22 protein-coding genes are annotated in these 17,191 nt (G+C 60.3%); 8 read left to right on the forward strand and 14 right to left on the reverse strand.

The window, feature by feature from the left end; genetic code table 11:
* Positions 1-29 precede the first annotated feature (29 nt).
* The 7 genes from IHQ71_RS21060 to IHQ71_RS21090 all read right to left on the reverse strand — a co-directional run bounded on the left by IHQ71_RS21060 (position 30) and on the right by IHQ71_RS21090 (position 5,518).
* Positions 30-776 carry a YebC/PmpR family DNA-binding transcriptional regulator gene (locus IHQ71_RS21060; protein ID WP_258158384.1) on the reverse strand — a complete coding sequence of 249 codons (747 nt, stop codon included), beginning with the start codon at positions 774-776 and terminating at the stop codon, positions 30-32.
* Positions 777-876: 100 nt separating this feature from the next.
* Complete coding sequence (locus tag IHQ71_RS21065) at positions 877-1,713, reverse strand: MBL fold metallo-hydrolase (RefSeq protein WP_258158385.1); 837 nt, start codon at positions 1,711-1,713, stop codon at positions 877-879.
* Between the two features lie 121 nt (positions 1,714-1,834).
* Positions 1,835-2,659: a TIGR00282 family metallophosphoesterase gene (locus IHQ71_RS21070; RefSeq protein WP_258158386.1), complete on the reverse strand. Its 825-nt coding sequence runs from the start codon at positions 2,657-2,659 to the stop codon at positions 1,835-1,837.
* Entirely contained in the window at positions 2,656-3,243 is a 588-nt protein-coding gene (locus IHQ71_RS21075) for a 5-formyltetrahydrofolate cyclo-ligase (RefSeq protein WP_258158387.1), read from the reverse strand. Before IHQ71_RS21075 ends, IHQ71_RS21070 begins: the two co-directional genes overlap by 4 nt.
* 88 nt (positions 3,244-3,331) lie before the next feature.
* Positions 3,332-4,024, reverse strand: a complete 693-nt coding sequence (locus IHQ71_RS21080) for a DUF1345 domain-containing protein (protein WP_258158388.1) — start codon at positions 4,022-4,024, stop codon at positions 3,332-3,334.
* A 10-nt stretch (positions 4,025-4,034) separates the two neighbouring features.
* Positions 4,035-4,226 carry a DUF1192 domain-containing protein gene (locus tag IHQ71_RS21085; protein WP_258158389.1) on the reverse strand — a complete coding sequence of 64 codons (192 nt, stop codon included), beginning with the start codon at positions 4,224-4,226 and terminating at the stop codon, positions 4,035-4,037.
* Positions 4,223-5,518: an MFS transporter gene (locus tag IHQ71_RS21090; protein ID WP_258158390.1), complete on the reverse strand. Its 1,296-nt coding sequence runs from the start codon at positions 5,516-5,518 to the stop codon at positions 4,223-4,225. The genes IHQ71_RS21085 and IHQ71_RS21090 overlap by 4 nt, the downstream gene beginning before the upstream one ends.
* 203 nt (positions 5,519-5,721) lie before the next feature.
* Here IHQ71_RS21090 and IHQ71_RS21095 point away from each other — a divergent pair, with 203 nt between their 5' ends.
* Positions 5,722-5,877: a hypothetical protein gene (locus tag IHQ71_RS21095; protein ID WP_258158391.1), complete on the forward strand. Its 156-nt coding sequence runs from the start codon at positions 5,722-5,724 to the stop codon at positions 5,875-5,877.
* A gap of 3 nt (positions 5,878-5,880) precedes the next feature.
* Here the strand turns inward: IHQ71_RS21095 and IHQ71_RS21100 are convergent, their stop codons facing one another.
* Positions 5,881-6,912: a peptidoglycan -binding protein gene (locus IHQ71_RS21100; protein WP_258158392.1), complete on the reverse strand. Its 1,032-nt coding sequence runs from the start codon at positions 6,910-6,912 to the stop codon at positions 5,881-5,883.
* Position 6,913: 1 nt separating this feature from the next.
* Entirely contained in the window at positions 6,914-7,945 is a 1,032-nt protein-coding gene (locus tag IHQ71_RS21105; RefSeq protein WP_258158393.1) for a flagellar motor protein MotA, read from the reverse strand.
* 533 nt (positions 7,946-8,478) lie between these two features.
* Here IHQ71_RS21105 and IHQ71_RS21110 point away from each other — a divergent pair.
* The 4 genes from IHQ71_RS21110 (at position 8,479) to IHQ71_RS21125 (ending at position 11,094) form a co-directional block, all read left to right on the forward strand.
* Complete coding sequence (locus IHQ71_RS21110) at positions 8,479-8,997, forward strand: DUF1465 family protein (protein ID WP_258158394.1); 519 nt, start codon at positions 8,479-8,481, stop codon at positions 8,995-8,997.
* A gap of 216 nt (positions 8,998-9,213) precedes the next feature.
* On the forward strand, positions 9,214-9,339 hold the full coding sequence (ykgO, locus tag IHQ71_RS21115) for a type B 50S ribosomal protein L36 (protein ID WP_258158395.1): 126 nt from the start codon (positions 9,214-9,216) through the stop codon (positions 9,337-9,339).
* A 57-nt stretch (positions 9,340-9,396) separates the two neighbouring features.
* Entirely contained in the window at positions 9,397-10,020 is a 624-nt protein-coding gene (locus IHQ71_RS21120) for a hypothetical protein (RefSeq protein ID WP_258158396.1), read from the forward strand.
* A 57-nt stretch (positions 10,021-10,077) separates the two neighbouring features.
* A complete protein-coding gene (locus IHQ71_RS21125) occupies positions 10,078-11,094 on the forward strand; it encodes an alpha/beta fold hydrolase (RefSeq protein WP_374989894.1) in 1,017 nt (338 codons plus the stop codon).
* A gap of 134 nt (positions 11,095-11,228) precedes the next feature.
* Here the strand turns inward: IHQ71_RS21125 and pyk are convergent, their stop codons facing one another.
* Complete coding sequence (gene pyk / locus IHQ71_RS21130) at positions 11,229-12,668, reverse strand: pyruvate kinase (protein ID WP_258158397.1); 1,440 nt, start codon at positions 12,666-12,668, stop codon at positions 11,229-11,231.
* Positions 12,668-13,075, reverse strand: coding sequence for a DUF1036 domain-containing protein (locus IHQ71_RS21135; RefSeq protein WP_258162902.1), 408 nt, complete (start codon positions 13,073-13,075; stop codon positions 12,668-12,670). The genes pyk and IHQ71_RS21135 overlap by 1 nt, the downstream gene beginning before the upstream one ends.
* A gap of 403 nt (positions 13,076-13,478) precedes the next feature.
* Between IHQ71_RS21135 and IHQ71_RS21140 the strand changes: the two genes are divergently transcribed.
* From IHQ71_RS21140 to IHQ71_RS21150, 3 genes are all read left to right on the forward strand, one after another.
* A complete protein-coding gene (locus tag IHQ71_RS21140; protein ID WP_258158398.1) occupies positions 13,479-14,273 on the forward strand; it encodes an N-formylglutamate amidohydrolase in 795 nt (264 codons plus the stop codon).
* Between the two features lie 4 nt (positions 14,274-14,277).
* Positions 14,278-14,583: a DUF1244 domain-containing protein gene (locus tag IHQ71_RS21145; RefSeq protein WP_258158399.1), complete on the forward strand. Its 306-nt coding sequence runs from the start codon at positions 14,278-14,280 to the stop codon at positions 14,581-14,583.
* A 95-nt stretch (positions 14,584-14,678) separates the two neighbouring features.
* Positions 14,679-14,945, forward strand: a complete 267-nt coding sequence (locus IHQ71_RS21150) for a DUF2312 domain-containing protein (RefSeq protein ID WP_258158400.1) — start codon at positions 14,679-14,681, stop codon at positions 14,943-14,945.
* A gap of 80 nt (positions 14,946-15,025) precedes the next feature.
* Here the strand turns inward: IHQ71_RS21150 and IHQ71_RS21155 are convergent, their stop codons facing one another.
* The 3 genes from IHQ71_RS21155 to IHQ71_RS21165 form a co-directional block, all read right to left on the reverse strand.
* The gene (locus IHQ71_RS21155; RefSeq protein ID WP_258158401.1) at positions 15,026-15,490 is read right to left on the reverse strand and encodes a hypothetical protein; all 465 of its coding nucleotides are present in this window, start codon (positions 15,488-15,490) and stop codon (positions 15,026-15,028) included.
* Entirely contained in the window at positions 15,487-15,945 is a 459-nt protein-coding gene (locus IHQ71_RS21160; protein ID WP_258158402.1) for a MarR family winged helix-turn-helix transcriptional regulator, read from the reverse strand. Before IHQ71_RS21160 ends, IHQ71_RS21155 begins: the two co-directional genes overlap by 4 nt.
* Before the next feature lie 129 nt (positions 15,946-16,074).
* A complete protein-coding gene (locus IHQ71_RS21165; protein ID WP_258158403.1) occupies positions 16,075-17,121 on the reverse strand; it encodes a dipeptidase in 1,047 nt (348 codons plus the stop codon).
* Positions 17,122-17,191: the final 70 nt, after the last annotated feature.

Here is a 17,191-nt window from a genome sequence, read left to right on the forward strand (position 1 = left end):
CGGGCTTATTTTTCTGAGAGACGCCCGGCTCAGGCCGACAGCTTGGCCATGACCTCTTCGGGAATGTCCATATTGGTATAGACATTCTGCACGTCGTCGTCGTCTTCGAGCGAGTCGGTCATCTTCATCAGCGATTGCGCGCGCTCTTCATCGACCGGCACTGAATTCTGCGGCTTCCAGATCGCCTTGACCGTCGAGGCTTCGCCGAGCTGGGCTTCGAGCGCCTTGGACACTTCATTCATCGATTCGAAGGCGCAGTAGATGTAGTGCCCTTCCTCGTCTGTTTCGACGTCGTCGGCGCCGGCTTCGATCGCCGCTTCCATCATCTTGTCGGCATCGCCAGCCGAGAGCGGATAGACAATCTCGCCGACATGATCGAAGGAAAAGGACACCGAGCCGGTTTCGCCGAGTGCACCGCCGCCCTTGGTGAAGATCGAACGGACATTGGAGGCCGTGCGGTTGCGGTTGTCGGTCAGCGCCTCGACGATGACGGCGATACCGCCGGGACCATAGCCCTCGTAGCGGACCTGATCGTAAGTCTCGGCATCGGCACCAGAGGCCTTCTTGATCGCGCGGTCGATATTGTCCTTCGGCATCGATTGCGCCTTGGCGTTCTGGATTGCCAGGCGAAGTGCGGCGTTCATCGTCGGGTCGGGCAGGCCCGCCTTGGCGGCAACCGTGATTTCGCGCGCGAGCTTGGAGAACATCTTCGAACGGATGCCGTCCTGCTTGCCCTTGCGGTGCATGATGTTCTTGAACTGTGAATGGCCGGCCATGGCACCCCTATGCGTCCTGTTATCCCTAGAGGCGGCCTTATATTGCCGGAAAAGGCCGTATTCAAGAGGGCTCCCACGCGTTTCAGGTTCGCAATGTCGGTCAGACGCCCTTCAGGACATAGATGGTCGGCTTCTTCGGTAGCGTGCGGATGGACACCTGCATCGTATCCTCCGGCGATCTGAACACGTCATATTCGGAGCCGAACATGCCGAGGAAATCGTCGATCACCGGGCCACGGCGGTGCATGGGCAATATCACCGAGGAGCGCAGCCGCTGCACCACCTTGCTCATCGATTGCTTGCCCATGGTCAGCCCGCCATCGACGGGCACCATCAGCACATCGAGCCTGCCGATTTCGGCGTAATGCCCTTCAGCGAGTTCGTGATGCAGGTGGCCGAGATGGCCGATGCACAGGCCGGCGACTTCGAAGATGAAGATCGAATTGCCGTTTTCCTCGAACGTGCCCCACCGCCGGATGTCGGTCGTCACGTTGCGGATGAACGTATCGCCCACCATCAGCTCATGCTTGATCGCCTCGCCCGGCGTCTCGCTCCAGCCATGCAGGACATGCTGGATTCCGGGGTCGGGCGTCAGTGTATAGTGGGTGGTGTGCGCGTGGTTCATGGTCGCCACCATGGGCGGGACAGGCGGCTTGTACCAACCGTTGTAATCCGTGGCGATTGTAACGCCGCCGGGCGTCTGGATGTAGAATGTCGAATGGCCGAGATAAGTGATCGTCACCGGCTCGTCGGTCACGGCGGCCAGTTGCAGCTTGGCAGAATCGGCATCGGGCTCGAAACGGGCAAAAGTCGCGCCCGGCAGGCTGCCGGCAATCGCCTGACACTGGCTGAAGTGGCGGGGTTTTTCTTCCTGCGCATGTGCCGCGGCGGCCACGAACCCAACGGCAACCATTACCGATAAAAGCCATCGGAGCATTGCGCATACCTCCATTCAGCCTTGTTGCGCTGCGAAGGATGCGGCAGCATCATACGATCGTCCAGCCTGAAAAGCCTGGGCGCGCTCACAATGCCGTTATCGTTCGGATTGGACGGATGTGCTATGCCCAGAACTCGGGCACGGTCTCCTTGAGGCGCGGGCCAAGCCGGAGCGGCGCAATATTTTCCGCCAAGCCCGTTCGGTCAGAAATATCGACACCGACACCACAGATCGTGGCGGGACCCGATGCCGCCTCGAAGCGGCCGCGCGGCACCTTGGAGAGGAACCGGTTGAGCGGCTCCTCCTTCTCCATGCCGAGCGAGGAATCATAGTCGCCGCACATGCCCGCATCCGAGAGATAGGCCGTGCCGCCGTTCAGGATCTGGTGGTCGGCGGTCGGCACATGGGTGTGGGTGCCGACGACGAAGCTCGCACGGCCATCGACGAAATGCCCGAAGCACTGCTTTTCGCTGGTCGCCTCGGCGTGAAAATCGAAGATAATCGCATCGGCCTGCTCGCCCAGCGGACAAGCCGCAAGAATGCCCTCGGCCGCCTTGAAGGGATCGTCGAGATCGGGGCTCATGAACACCCGCCCCATGATATTGGCAACGAGGACGCGCGCACCGTTCCGCGCCATATAGACGCCCGATCCCTTGCCCGGCGTGCCGGCGGGATAGTTGGCCGGACGCAGGAACTGGTCGTGGCGATCGGCGAAGATCAGCGCCTCGCGCTGGTCCCAGACATGGTTGCCCGTGGTCATCACATCGGCGCCCGCGCCGATCGTGGAATTGAGGATATCCTCGGTGATCCCGAAACCACCGGCGGCATTCTCGCCATTGACGATGACGAAATCGAGCCTGAAGTCCGATATCAGGCCGGGCAGCCGGTCGAACACCGCTTGCCGCCCCGTCCGCCCCACCATGTCTCCGAGAAACAGCAGCCTCATGCCAGTTCCTTCCCGAAGACCTTGAGGCCGCTTTCGGTCAGGATCGCATCGAGCGCGACGTCATGGTCCTCGGCCGGGATCACCTCGATCTCCTGGCAATCGAAGGCCACACCGATCAATTGCGGGCGCTTCCCCCTGGCATGAAGATCAGAAATAACGCGGTCGTAGAATCCGGCACCATAGCCGATGCGGTGACCCAGGCGATCATAGGCCGAAAGCGGCACGAGCATCACGTCGGGATCGACCACCCTCGCCTCCGGGCCCGGCCCCGATGTGCCGAACCCCGTCTTGACGAGCGGCGCCCCGGCGATGAGTTCGCGGAATATGATCGTATGCCTGTTGACGACCACGGGCATGGAGAGGCGCCCGCCACGATCCTTCAGCCGTTGCATCAAGGGCCGCACATCCACCTCCGAACGGATCGGGAAGAAGCCGGATATTTCCTGGCCCGGCTCGAAGACAATGCCCTCTCCGCCGGCATCGGCGATCAGCATGCTTTTTTCTATGCGGTTTTCGGTGGGAATGGCATCGCGTGCAGCAAGTCTTTCCGCGCGCAACTGCGCCTTCAGCGCCTTGGAAATCATTCGTCTTCTTTCTCAGTCTTTATGGGCAACCCTATTAGGCCGAATTCCCGCCGTGGGCAATCCGGAGCATGCTGCGCATGTCTCTCGCTCATTTCTGAAGCAGGCTTGCCGCGATGTTGATCGTCAGCGCCAGAATAATGGTGTTGAAGAAATAGGATATGATCGAATGGATCAGAACCAGCACCCGCATGGCGCGGGATTCGATCGCGATATCGGCCGTCTGGTTGGCCACGCCTATCGTGAAGGTGAAGTAGAGAAAATCGAGATAGTCGGGCTCCCTGGTGCCCGGAAATTTCAACCCCTGGCTCTCCTGGATATCGGCCGTCTTTAGATCCCGGTCGACGTAGAATTCGTGAGCATAATGCTCCGTGAAGATGACGTGGATGAAGCTCCACGCCGTCAGGATCGTCAGCCCCGACAAGCCGATATAGAGGCCGGCATCACCGCCGGAACGGTCGCGAAGATTTATCAGCTCGAAGACAATCGCGGCCAGGCTCGCGGTCGCGGCAACAAAGGCCATGATGAGGACGGTATAGTGCCCCTCATCCAGTTCCTGTGCATGCTTACGCATGGATTCGCCCGTGGCCCGGCGCATGGCAATTCCCGCAAGCACCAGCAAAAGCACGATTGCCGCATTCCAGGCAATAAGCGCGCGCGTCGCAATGTCGAGACCGCGGGCGGGGAACAGCCAATAGACCACGACCCCAAAAACCACGGCGACCATCAGCTTGGGACGGGCCATGAAATGTCGAAATGGTCCCAACGCGCGCTTGGCCTTCATGTCGAGCCTGCTACTTCTTGAACAGACTCTCCGCGACATTGCGGCTGGAGGATTTGGCAGCGATCTCGGCATCCAGCCGCGCGATCTCGGCCTGCAGGATCGCTATCCGCGACTTGAGTTCGTCAACGGACAGCAATGAGATATCGGAGCCGATCTCGTGGCTCGGCTTCTTGATCGGCTTGTCTTCGTCGAACAGGCTCATGCCGGTTCCGCTCCCGTTTCCTTGGGCCTGAGGTTAGCTTCATCCTCGCTCTCCGGCAAGCGTTGCGCGCGCGGGCTGAGCGAAAGGCTTTCGGGCGTCACCGTCGTCCCCGAGGAAACCGACTGGTAGCTGTCGCGCTCGCCGACCGGAACCGGTGCCCGCATCCGCGAGCGCAGCAGTGCGTAGACGACGATCAGGAAATGGGAAACCGCCGTGACGGCGAAGAGCGCGTAGGGTCCCATATACTGCATGACCGGGCCGCCGACCGACGGGCCGATCACCGTGCCGATACCGTAGAGCAGCAGCAGACCACCCGATATCGCCACGAAATCGGATGACTTGGCGAAGTCGTTGGCGTGCGCCACGGCGATTGGATAAAGCGCATAGGCCGTGGCGCCATAGACGCCGATCAGGATAAGCAGTGTCGTCACGTTTTCGGGGCGCACCACGAAAAGCTGGAAGCCCGCGAGAAACGAGACGCCGGACAGGATCGCCAGCACGTAACGCCGGTCCATCCGGTCCGACATCCGGCCTGCGGGAATCTGCATCGCCGCACCAGCGAAGATCGTGATGGTCATCATGATAGCGATGTCGCCGGGGGAGAGACCGGCCTTTGCCCCGAACACCGCACCGAGCGTACCCCAGGCGCCATTGGCAATACCGACGAGCAGGATACCGACAAACGACACCGGCGAGTTCCGGTAAAGCGCGACCAGATCGAGCTTCAGTTCGTTGAGCGGCTTCGGCGTCTGCGCGTTGGAAACGAGCGTCGGCAGCATCGCGAAACAATAGAATATGCCCGCCAGCAGAAACAGCGTCTGGCCATTGATATCCGCGCCCGCAACGGCCATCTGGCCACCCACGACGCCGATCAGCGTGATCGAGATATAAAACGAGAAGATCATGCCCCGGCTCTCGTTCGTCGCCCGTTCGTTGAGCCAGCTCTCGATGATCATCACGGTCGCCGCCGAGGAAAAGCCGGTTACGGCACGCGAAAATATCCAGACGTTTTCATCGACCACGATGCCGGTGGCCAGCGCCGTGATCGCGATGATCGAGATGAAGCCCGAGAACGCACGGACATGACCGACCCGCTTGACCAGCCGCCGCGCAAAGATGCAGCCGAGCACGAAGCCCGCCGCCCAGGATGTGCCGAAGAACCCGAGTACGGTTTCCGAATAGCCCTCATTGGCCCCACGCATCGGCATCAGCAGGCTGTGCAGGCCGTTGCCGAGAAACAGGAATAGGGTTCCGATCAGGAGCGCCAAAACGGAAAACAGATTCTGTCTCATGCGGCAAAGCTCTTCATGTTTCTGGTTGTCTTGAACTGATCCCGGATGGGGCCGTCAAGTATTAGGCATTGGCGGAGCGACCCGATTCGTGCGATCTAAATCTACGTGACATGGCCGCCTCCTCCAAATAGAGGGAAGGACCGACGGCTTCGCCACCAAAGGCGCCGATAATATGGCACGTACCGACTAAGGAACGGAGAAAATTGACAAAAATCGTTCCGCTCCTCGGTATTTTCCTGATGCTTCTCCACCTTGTCTGGCCCTTTAATGTACCGGGCCTGCGCAAACGTCGAGACTTCTGGAAAATCGCCGTCGTCATGGGCGTCGCGATCGTCTTCACCGCATTGCTGCGCGAGTAGAAGTTACTTCTCGGTCAGTTTCAGCTCGATGCGGCGGTTCTGGTTGCGCGCCTCGTCGCTGTCGCCTTCCGCGATTGGCTGATATTGGCCGAAACCCGCCGCCACCAGCCGGTCAGCCGGCACGCCCTGCGAAATCAGGAATTTCACCACCGAGGTCGCACGCGCCGATGAGAGCTCCCAGTTGTCGGCATATTTCCCGGTGCCGGACAGCGGCACACTGTCGGTATGGCCATCGACGCGCAGCACCCAATTGATCTCGGCCGGGATTTCCTTGGCAAGATCGAGCAGCGCCTGGGCGAGCTTGGACATCTCCGCCTTGCCGGGATCATTGAGCTCGTTGCCGCCCGACGGGAACAGCACCTCGGACTGGAAGACGAAGCGGTCGCCGACGATGCGGATGTTCTCGCGATCGGACAGGATCTCGCGCAACCGCCCGAAGAAGTCGGACCTGTAGCGGTTGAGCTCCTGGACGCGCTGGGCGAGCGCCACATTGAGCCGCCGGCCGAGATCGGCGATCTTGGTCTGGGACGATTTGTCCCTGGACTCGGACGCCTGTAGCGCCTGTTCGACGGCGGCGATCTGCGCCCTGAGCGCCGCGATCTGCTGGTTGAGCAGTTCGACCTGGCTCAAGGCCTGCTGGCTGACGTCCCTCTGCTGGGACAGTTCCTCGTTCAGCGTGCCGATGCGGGCATTGGCGGCATTCGAATCGCCGCTTCCCTGCTCGAGTATCTTCTGGAGACGCGAACGCTCGGTCTCCGCCGACATGAGCTGGGACTGAAGATTTGAGAAGGAATCCTCGAGATCCTGCTTGCCGCCCTTCTCCAGTGCCAGGAGTTCGGTCAGTTCGTTGATCTGGTTGTTGAGCCGCTCCAGCACCTCGTCGCGGCCGGAGATTTCCCGGCTCAGGATGAATTGCCCAAGCACGAACACGGTCAACAGGAACATGATGGCGAGCAGAATCGTCGATAGCGCATCGACGAAACCCGGCCAGTAGTCGACGGTGCGCTCACGGCCGCCCTTGCGACGCAAGGCCATGCTACTTGCCCCCGATCTTGTCGGTCAGTTGGTCGAGCGTGCGCCTCAGCGCCTTGGATTCCTCCTGCTGCGCCTCTATCCAGTCGCGCAGCATCTGCTGCTCGGTACGCATGTTGCGCACCAGTCCCTGGATGCCTTCGGCGAGCGAGGCCATGGCAGCGGTCGAACGCTGCGTGCTGCCGCCTTCCTGGCTGATCTTCACCAGCTGTTCGGAGAGCGACTTGAGTTCTTCGGTCGAACCGGTGCCCGCGCCTTCGACCAGCACCGGCGCGAAATCGTGGCTGACATCGGTCACCGATGACAGCCAGTTTTCCAGTTCGTTATAGAAGCGATTTTGCGCGCGTCCTGCCTGAAGGTCGAGGAAGCCCAGCACCAGGGAGCCCGAAAGACCGAAGAGCGACGAGGAGAACGCCGTGCCCATGCCGGTCAGCGGCGCCGACAGGCTTTCCTTGAGCGTATTGAGAATATCGGCCGTCTGGCCGGAGCCGGGATCGAGTCCCTGGATGACGGTATTGATCGACCCGATCGTGCCGAGCAGGCCCCAGAAAGTGCCAAGCAGACCGAGGAAGATCAGAAGCCCTGTGAGGTAGCGCGTCGTGTCGCGGGTTTCATCCAGCCGGCTGGCGATCGAATCGAGGATCGACCGCAGCGCCGCCGGCGACAGCGCGCCCGTCTGGCTCGTCGACATCAGCGCCCGCATCGGCCCGAGCATGACAGGTTCGCGGCCTGCCTTCTCGGCGCTGCCCGCCGCACGAAACGAATTGAACCAGCGCACTTCGGGCCGAAGCGCCAACACATGATTGAAGGCAAGCAGGATGCCTATGACCAACACGCCCAGAATCAGACCATTGAGGCCGGGATTGGCGACGAAGGCCTCGCGGCCCTGCCTGAACAGGATAGCGGCGGCGAAACCGACAAGTATGAGGAAGATAACCATGGTCCAGAAGTAGGACATCGGGCTCGAAAGTCTTCGTCCATAGGACGTCGGTTCGCTGCCCTCTTCATCCCGATCGAAAAACCCTGCCCCTGCCATACGCTCTTTCCATCCGCCAAATCATGACGGGAGACTAGAGGAAGATTGCGCCGAATTGAAGAGGTGTCGCGACTGACGGAGACCGTCCTGCGCGACAATCCGAACGGCGCACTCAATGTAAACCACATGACAGTGACACGCTGACGTAAGAACGATGCCGAGGAAACGAAGGATATCCAGCCTTTCAAAGGCTGTGGCCACGACTTATTCTTCGGGCGCAAGCCAGCCGTTAACCATTCGTTAACCTTTCCATGTTATTACTGATCACATCCAGAGCTTCTGGTCTCAGACAATTTCCTTCATCGGGTAGCGTCTGATTTTTCTCCCTGTTTTACCTTGAGAGCCGCTTTCCGCGGCTCTTTTTTTGGTGGCGGGAAAGTGGAACAATTTCATGGCATTTGACTTTAGTTGTGGAGATTAACCGTTCCTTAAGAATCGGCTTGCGCAAACGTCAAAGTGGTAGCATTCTCGGCCTCGTTCTATCGGGGCGTCTCGCCGCTTTCCACTGTGATGCGTATTTGGGAATGAAATGAATGTCTGAGACCGGGGCCAACACCATCAGTTTTGCCGGACACGCGGCGTCGTCCGCACAGTTCAAGGCACTCTATTCCGAAGGGATGACGCTGGTCGAAGAGACCGCCAGCTATCTCGACGGACCCGGCCGGCTTGCTTCCAAGGCCCTGCCGCGCATGGCATCGGTACTCTACGCCGCGGAATCCATGCGTCTGACGACCCGCCTGATGCAGGTTGCGTCCTGGCTGCTGCTGCAGCGCGCCATCAACAATGGCGAGATGACCCGCGACCAGGTCGTCAACGAGAAGAAGAAGGTTCGCCTCGATACGTTCAACGTCGATCGTACAGCTCCGGGCTGGAACGACCTGCCGGGCGACTTCCGCGACCTCGTCGAAAAGTCCATACGCCTTCAGAACCGCGTCGCGGTCCTCGATCGGGAAATCTATCGCCCCGGCGAACAGGTCGTGCCGGCTGCCAACAACCAGAATTCGGTTCAGGCTCAGCTTTCACTTCTAAAGACTGCCTTCGGCGGCCACTGAGCAATTCGGATCGACGCAAACGACGAGCCGGCGCCTGCCGGCTTTTTCGTGTGTAAATCAGGCCGGATGGCCTACAAATTCGAGGCTTTGAAGGTTGACATCGCCTCCTTCAAACGGTACATGCCTCACCAAATTCGGGCGCGCACCTTAAAGAAGTGGCGCGCCTTTGATTGTCAATGAAGCAGGATCAACCTGTTAACCTCGCGGATCAGAACAATGAAGATCAAGAACTCGCTGAAAGCGCTCAAGGCACGTCATCGTGAAAACCAGTTGGTCCGCCGCAAGGGCCGGGTTTACATCATCAACAAGCTGAACCCGCGCTACAAGGCCCGCCAGGGCTGAACGGCCGCCGGCTGCTCACGACATTTTGCCTTTGAATATTCACGATGGCGGGCTAGCATGCCCGCCATGCGCTTTATTACGTCCACGATTTCGATTCTCCTCCTCGCGGCCGCACTCGGACCTGCACACGCTCAGGACAGTGCCAAGGGCACCAAGCCCGATACCGTCAAGCAACAGCTTCCCGGCCCGCTCGCCACGGAAGCTGAGCGCCTCGACAGCCTTTTCGACCGGCTGAAGAAAGAACGCAGCACCGAACTGGCGCTCGGTATCGCCAACGAGATCCGTGAAGTCTTCACATTTTCGGGCAGCGCCACGGTCGATCTCCTGATGCAGAACGCGTCGCGCGCGGTTAACGAGAAGCGCTATGGCGCCGCACTCGATTTCCTCGATCAGGTCACCCTGCTCGCCCCGGATTACGCCGAGGGCTGGAATAGGCGCGCCACCATCCACTATCTGCTCGGCAATTATCCCAAGGCGATGTCGGACAGCGCCCGTGTTCTGGCACTGGAGCCTCGCCACATCGGCGCCCTTGCCGGCATTGCGGGCATCCTGCAGGAAACCGGCCATGACCGGCAGGCGCTCGAGGCATGGGAGGCCTACCTCGCCTATTATCCCGCCGATCGCGAGGCGCAGCAGCAGCTTATCGAACTGACGAATAAGCTGGCCGGCCAGAAAACCTGAACCGGAATGCGACCGGCTTCGTATCAGTTCTGATTCTCAACCGGCCTGCTCCTATTCATGTATTTTGCATTCAAGCTTGTCTTCATCCTTTTTGCCATTCTCCTCGGCATGCTCTTCCTGGCGTTCCTGTTCACCCAGTGGCAGGCGCGGCAGATCAGCCAGCGCTATCCCAACACAGGCGAACTGATCGATGTCGGCGGGCTCAGGCTCAACAGCGTTCACGTACCGCGACCCGAAGGCGCGGACCTGCCGCCGCTCGTCTTCATCCACGGCGCCAGCGGCAACCTGCGCGATCCGATGATGGCATTCCTCGAACCGCTCAAGGGGCGCGCCGAGATGCTGTTCGTCGACCGGCCCGGACACGGCTATTCCGAACGCGGTGGCGACCAGAACCTGACGCCCGACGGGCAGGCCGACGCGATCGCCAGACTGATCGAAAAGCGCGGCATAAGCCGGGCGATCATTATCGGCCATTCCTTCGGCGGCGCGACCACGGCGAGCCTCGCGCTCCGCCACAAGAACATGGTCCAGGGCCTCGTCTTCCTGTCACCCGCAACGCATCCCTGGCCGGGCGGCATCGATTGGTATTATGACCTCGCGAACATTCCCTATCTCGGCCCGATCTTCTGCAACACGCTGAGCCTGCCCGCCGGCCTGATGCAGCTTGATACCGGCGTGGAGCACGTCTTCCAGCCCAATCCGGTGCCCGAGGGCTATTCCGAGCGCGCGGCGATTCCCCTCGTGCTGCGGCCCCAGAATTTCTGCAGCAATGCGCGCGACGTCGCCAACCTGCTGGTTTATGTTCGCCAGACGCAGCCCCGCTACAAGGAGATCACCGCGCCCACGGTGATCATATCAGGCGACAGCGACGAGATCGTCTATGAGGAACTGCATTCATTGGGACTGAACCGGGACATATCAGGTTCCGAACTGGTCTGGGTCAAAGGCCTCGGCCATAAGCCGGACTACGTCGCCACCGATCTGGTGATCGCCGCAATTGAAAAGGTCGCAGGATTACCCCGCGACCTCCAGAAGATTGCCCGCGACGTCGAACGGCGCATCACGCTAAAGTAAACGCGACGGTCGATATTCAGTTGATGCTGAGTCGAAAATGGTGGCTTTCGAGAACCGGAGCGGAGCGTACTAAAGTACGTGAGCACCGGAAGCGCGGAAAGCCGCCATTTGCAGACCGGCAGCGACTGAATAGATTAGACGCCGCTCTGGCCGTCCGAGGCGATGTACGCGATGCGCAGCATGTTGGTGGCACCGGGCGTGCCGAGCGGCACACCTGCCGTGATGATGACGCGATCACCCGGCGTACCAAAACCTTCGTGGTGCACGATACGGCAGGCGCGATTGACCATGTCGTCCAGGTCGCTTGCGTCTTCCGTCACGACGCAATGCAGGCCCCATACGACCGAAAGCCGGCGCGCGGTCTCGATGATCGGCGACAGCGCCAGAACCGGGACTTCCGGCCGCTCGCGCGCGGCACGCAGGCCGGTATTGCCCGAGCCGGTATAACAGACGATCGCCGCGAGCTTCAGCGTCTCGGCAATCTCGCGCGAGGCGAGCGAAATGGCGTCGGCGCCAGTCGGTTCGGGTTTCGGGCGCTGGGCGTGAATGATATTGGAATAATAGGGATCCTGCTCGACCGTGCTGGCGATCGAAGCCATCGTGGTCACCGCCTCGACCGGATACTGGCCGGACGCCGATTCGGCCGACAGCATGATCGCATCGGCGCCTTCGAAGACGGCGGTCGCCACGTCGGAGACTTCGGCGCGGGTCGGCACGGCGGCGGAGATCATCGATTCCAGCATCTGCGTGGCGACAACCACCGGCTTGCCGACGCGGCGGCAGGCACGCGTCAACTGCTTCTGGATGCCGGGCACCGCTTCGAGCGGCATCTCGACCCCGAGGTCGCCGCGCGCCACCATCAGCGCATCCGACATTTCGATGATCTCGTCGATCCGCTCCAGCGCCTGCGGCTTTTCGATCTTCGACATGATCCCGACCCGGCCGCGCGAAATCTTGCGCACCTCAGCCAGATCCTCGGGACGCTGCACGAACGACAGCGCGACCCAATCGACACTGCCGGTCGCCAGCACGGCGTCGAGATCGACGCGGTCCTTCTCCGTCAGTGCGCCGATGGCGAGGATCGTATCGGGCAGCGACACACCCTTCTTGTCGGAGATCTTGTTGCCGGCAACGACTGTCGTGACGATGCTGGTGCCGTTGCATTCAACGGCCTTGAGATGCAGCTTGCCGTCATCGATCAACAGGCGATCGCCCGGCTTGACGGCTTCGAGAATCTCGGGATGCGGAAGGAAGACGCGGTTCTCGTCACCGGGCTCGTTGCGGTTGTCGAGCGTGAAGGTCTGGCCCGCTTTCAGTTCGACGGATGTGTTGGCGAACTTGCCGACGCGAAGCTTCGGGCCCTGGAGGTCGGCCAGAATGCCGATCGGCCGGCCGGAACGTGCCTCGACCGCGCGGATCTTGCCGATCAGCTCGCGCATCATGTCGTGGCTCGAATGGCTCATGTTGATCCGGAAAAGATCCGCGCCCGCATTGTGCAGCTTCTCGATCATCTCCTCGGTATTCGAGGCCGGGCCGAGCGTGGCGAGGATTTTGACTTTTCTGTTCCGCTTCATCAATTCTGGCTTTCGTTTGTAGTCGGCGTATCCGTCAGCTGAACCATCCAGCTTCCCTGGCGCCCCGTATCATATTCCTTGAAGCCGAATTGCTGGTACCCGCGGGCATAGCAATCTTGCACTCCGGTTATCTTAAACTCGTTTTCTGCGACACACATATTAACGTTGCCGGTCCAGCGTCCGCCGCGCGCCGCGTCTTCGGCATAAAGGTAGTAATACCGGGACTGCAGCTGCCCCTCGATCAGCGTGTAGCAGGTCGTCGCCGGTATCTGCCACCAGCCCTCGGAGATCCAGCCCTCCTTGGCGCGATAACCGATCGCCACACCCACGGCGTTCTGCGTGGCATTGCACACCCGGAATTCGGCCGATGCCGTGCCGGCGCTCAGCGCCATGCCTCCGGATGCCATTGCCAAAGCGAGCAATATCCTCCTGATCGAAAAGATGCTGTCTATTTTCCCGAGGACACCGGCAAGGGCTTGTCCCCAGATCCTGCGTGCCGCGATCCGCGATGCTGCAACTGTGGGCATGATGGTCCAGGAGGCTCCCATGACGTGAGTGCTATTTGCGCTGCCAAAAACCGAAAGTCAACGCAAATTTAATCGATTATATTCAGCTTTTTCCGTTATTCGACACGGGTTTGGCCAACAATCGCAATTCAATGTCGTGCCGCGTTTCCAAGTGTCCGGCAGCACGTCGAATCCATTCATATTGCGCCTTTTGCCAAGTCTCAATAACGCCCGCCTTGAAAGACGTCGCTTCGCATGCAAAGACTTTAAAAAAATGTCAAAAAGTGTGCCCAGAAGGCCATCCATGCAAGATTCCCGGGCCTTCGAAGTGATCGAAGGCAATCTCGATCTCGGCTTCATCCTGCTGGGTGACCATGCGACCAACCATCTTCCCGCAAAGTATGGAACGCTGGGCCTCGCGCCCGAGGCTTTCACCCGCCACATCGCTTACGATATCGGCATCGAACCGCTGACCCGCGCGCTCGCGGCCCGGCTTGGCGCCCCGGCCGTCATGAGTTGCTTCTCGCGGCTTCTCATCGATCCCAACCGGGGCGAGGATGATCCGACCCTGATCATGAAGATTTCCGACGGCGCGATCGTCCCCGGCAATTATCCGATTTCGCCAGAGGAATGGGACGCGCGGCTGCACCACTATCACCGGCCCTACCATGGCGCGGTCACGGGCATGATCGCTGCAGTCGAGAACGCCACCGGCCGCGCGCCGTTGATCATGTCGCTGCATTCCTTCACGCCATTCTGGAAGACCTATGTCAGGCCCTGGCATGCCGGCGTGCTGTGGGACAATGATCCACGTGCCGCACAGGCGCTGATCCATGCGCTCGCCGCCCTGCCCGGCATCGTGACCGGCGACAACGAACCCTATGACGGCGCGCTGCGCGGCGACACGATGTATCGCCACTGCATGAAAAAGGGCATTCCGCATGCGTTGCTCGAAGTGCGCCAGGATCTCATCGCGGACGAGCCGGGCGTCGCCGAATGGGCCGAGCACCTGGCGCCGATCTTCGAGCGGTTGAATGCCGACCCGGCGCTGCATAGATATGAGGTGTATCCGTCCCGAACCGGCCCATACGAAGATTGAAACGATGACCGAGCTCACAAGAGAACAACAGATCGAATTCGAGGCCGCCGCGTTCCGCCGACTGGTCGCGCATCTCCGCGAGCGGGACGATGTGCAGAACATCGAGTTGATGAACCTCGCGGGCTTTTGCCGCAACTGCCTGTCGAACTGGTATCTCGACGCGGCGACCGAGGCTGGCACCGGCCTCACCAAGGACCAATCGCGCGAGATCGTCTACGGCATGCCCTATGACGAATGGAAAGCCAGGCATCAGGATGTGGCAAGCGATGCACAGAAGGCCGCATTCGAGATCAATCGTCCCAAAGAGTAGGGCCAACCCGGCCGAATCCGCTTGACCTTGGCCGCCTTTCGCGGCACGTGAGCGCTCGAAATATTGTCACGGAATCATCAAAGGAGCGGGCATCAATGGCAGATGCACATGGCGTCGCACGCGATCAGTTGCGGTCTTTCATCGAACGGATCGAGCGGCTGGAAGAAGAAAAGAAAACCATCGCCGACGACATCAAGGACGTCTATGGCGAGGCCAAGTCGACCGGCTTCGACTCGAAGATCCTCAAGAAGGTGATCGCCATCCGCAAGCAGGATAAGGACGAGCGGATGGAACAGGAAGCCATCCTCGAGACCTATCTCGCAGCGCTCGGCATGATCGAAGGCCCACCGGACGAAGCGTAAGAAATAATTCGAATGTGATAAAGGCCGCCGGATTTCCATCCGGCGGCCTTTTGATTCTCACGGGGCTCCGAAATGCGTGCTCAAGAACCGGCTCTGGAAATCGCCGGCCGGCGACGAAGCCTGCCCGAGAGACGCAATCCATCGCGGAAATTCCTACCCAGCAGATAAAGCTGCGTGAACCCGCCCACAAGTTCGATAGCCTGCACGACCATGAAAGCCGTTCCGAACTCGCCCTTTGCCGCGCTGTAGTAAAGCCATATCGCCGAAGGCAGCATGACGAGCATGCCGTTCGCCGCGATCAGGCGCATACGCTTCTTCTTGAGTTCAACCAACGGCCCAACTCTGCCGGCCGCAAGCGAGAACCCGCTGCCTCCCGTCACCGCCATCATGGGAATGAGCAGAGCGATGCCATAGAGGACCATTCGCTTGGCGAGGATCACATTTTCCGCATCCATGCTCAATTCGGAGAGGATGGTGATCGTCAGGAACGACAGGACAAGCAGCAATGCGACCGAACCCGCCACGGCGTGAGCAACCTTCTTCATGTCACATCTCCTTCGTGCGAATTCACCGCCAGGCGCGTTTCGAGATAGCGCAGGCCCTCGAGCGTTTGCTCATAGATGCCGGGCGTGGCGCCGTCGGCGAGTTCGTCGGTCCACTCAGCGTATTTGACCATAATCTCGTTATAGGCATCCCTGCCTCTCGCCGTGAGGGCGTAGAGAGGCGAGCGCTGATGACGGGGATTGGGGCGCTTGGCCAGCATTCCGTCCTGTTCAAGCATGTTGACCTGCTTCTGCGCGCCCTGCCGCGTCACGCCCATGCGGTCGGCGATATCGGGAACGCCCTGCGGCCCACCGCTGAGCGCGATCGCGCCGAGCACTTGCCAGCGTGCGCTCGTGAGCCCGAATTCTTCGGTCAATTGGTCGCCACGGTTCAGGATCAGGCCATTGAGCCGGAAGATGGCGAGCAGAACGCCGGTGATTGCTTCGCTTGTGTCCATGTGCATCTCGCATATCAATATACGACAACCAGTTACCATTACGACAACTGATTGTCAATATTGGGATGATCCCGCACTGATCTCGGTGCAAACGAAAGCCACCGGGTCGATGAACGGCGGTTTTGTCGGTTAATTCCAGGTCCGGCGCAGCACGTCGATCCAGTTGCCATGGCAGAGCTTGGTCATCAGCTCCGCGCCATAGCCGGCATCCAGCATCGCCTGGCGCAGTTTGGGCAGGCCTGCCACATCCTTGATCTCACGCGAGACCATCGCCCCGTCGAAATCGGAGCCGAAGCCGACGCCATTCTCGCCGAGCTTGCCGATGAGGTAATCGAAATGGCGCAGCATCACATCCAGCCCGAAGTCGCTTTTCATCCGTCCGTCCGGGCGCAGGAAGGCGGCAGCAAAATTGACGCCGACCATGCCCTTGGATTCGGCAATCATGTCGAGTTGGCGATCAGTGAGATTGCGCGCATGCGCACAGATCGCATGGGCATTGCTATGGGACGCGATCAACGGCACATCGGTGATATCAGCAATGTCATCCATGCCCTTCTCATTGAGATGTGACAGGTCGATTGCGATGCCGAGCCTGTTGCATTCCCGGATCAGCCGCTTGCCGTCCTCGGTCAGCCCCGGCCCCGTGGCACCCGTCGAGGGAAAACGGAACGGTACACCCTCCGCCCAGCGCGTCTTGCGGCTCCAGACCGGCCCCAGGCTTCTGAGGCCAAGCGCGTAGAGCACATTGAGCGCCCTGAATTCCGCATCGATGCAGTCCGCCCCTTCCAGATGCAGGACCGCGGCCATCGGCGGCTTTTCGAGCGCGGCTTCGATCTCGTCCGCCGAGCGGCAAATGATGACTGAGCCATCCTGCTCAAGCTCTTGAAGAAGTGCTGCCTGCCCCACCGTCGAGCGTAGCGCCAGATCGGGGTCCAGCAAGCCTGATAGCGCCATGTCGTCCGTCATATTGTCGAGGCTGCTGGAAGCGCCCGGTGGATCAGGATTGAAGATGGCGAACATTCCGCCACCGAAGCCGCCTTCGATGGCACGAGGAAGATCTATGTGGTGCTTTCCTCCGCCATTGCGAACCTGTTCCACGGTCGTATGGCCGAGCAGCAGCCGCAGCAGAAGATCGTTGTGCCCGTCGAATACCCACGGCGTGGTCGGCAAAGTCATTTTAACTATCCTCTTTGGCGGGGCACAATCACAAAGCAAAACCGCCGGATCGATGACCCGGCGGTTTGAT

Origin of the sequence: Rhizobium sp. TH2 (assembly GCF_024707525.1) — a bacterium.
In the GTDB taxonomy this organism is placed as follows: Bacteria; Pseudomonadota; Alphaproteobacteria; order Rhizobiales; family Rhizobiaceae; genus Rhizobium_E.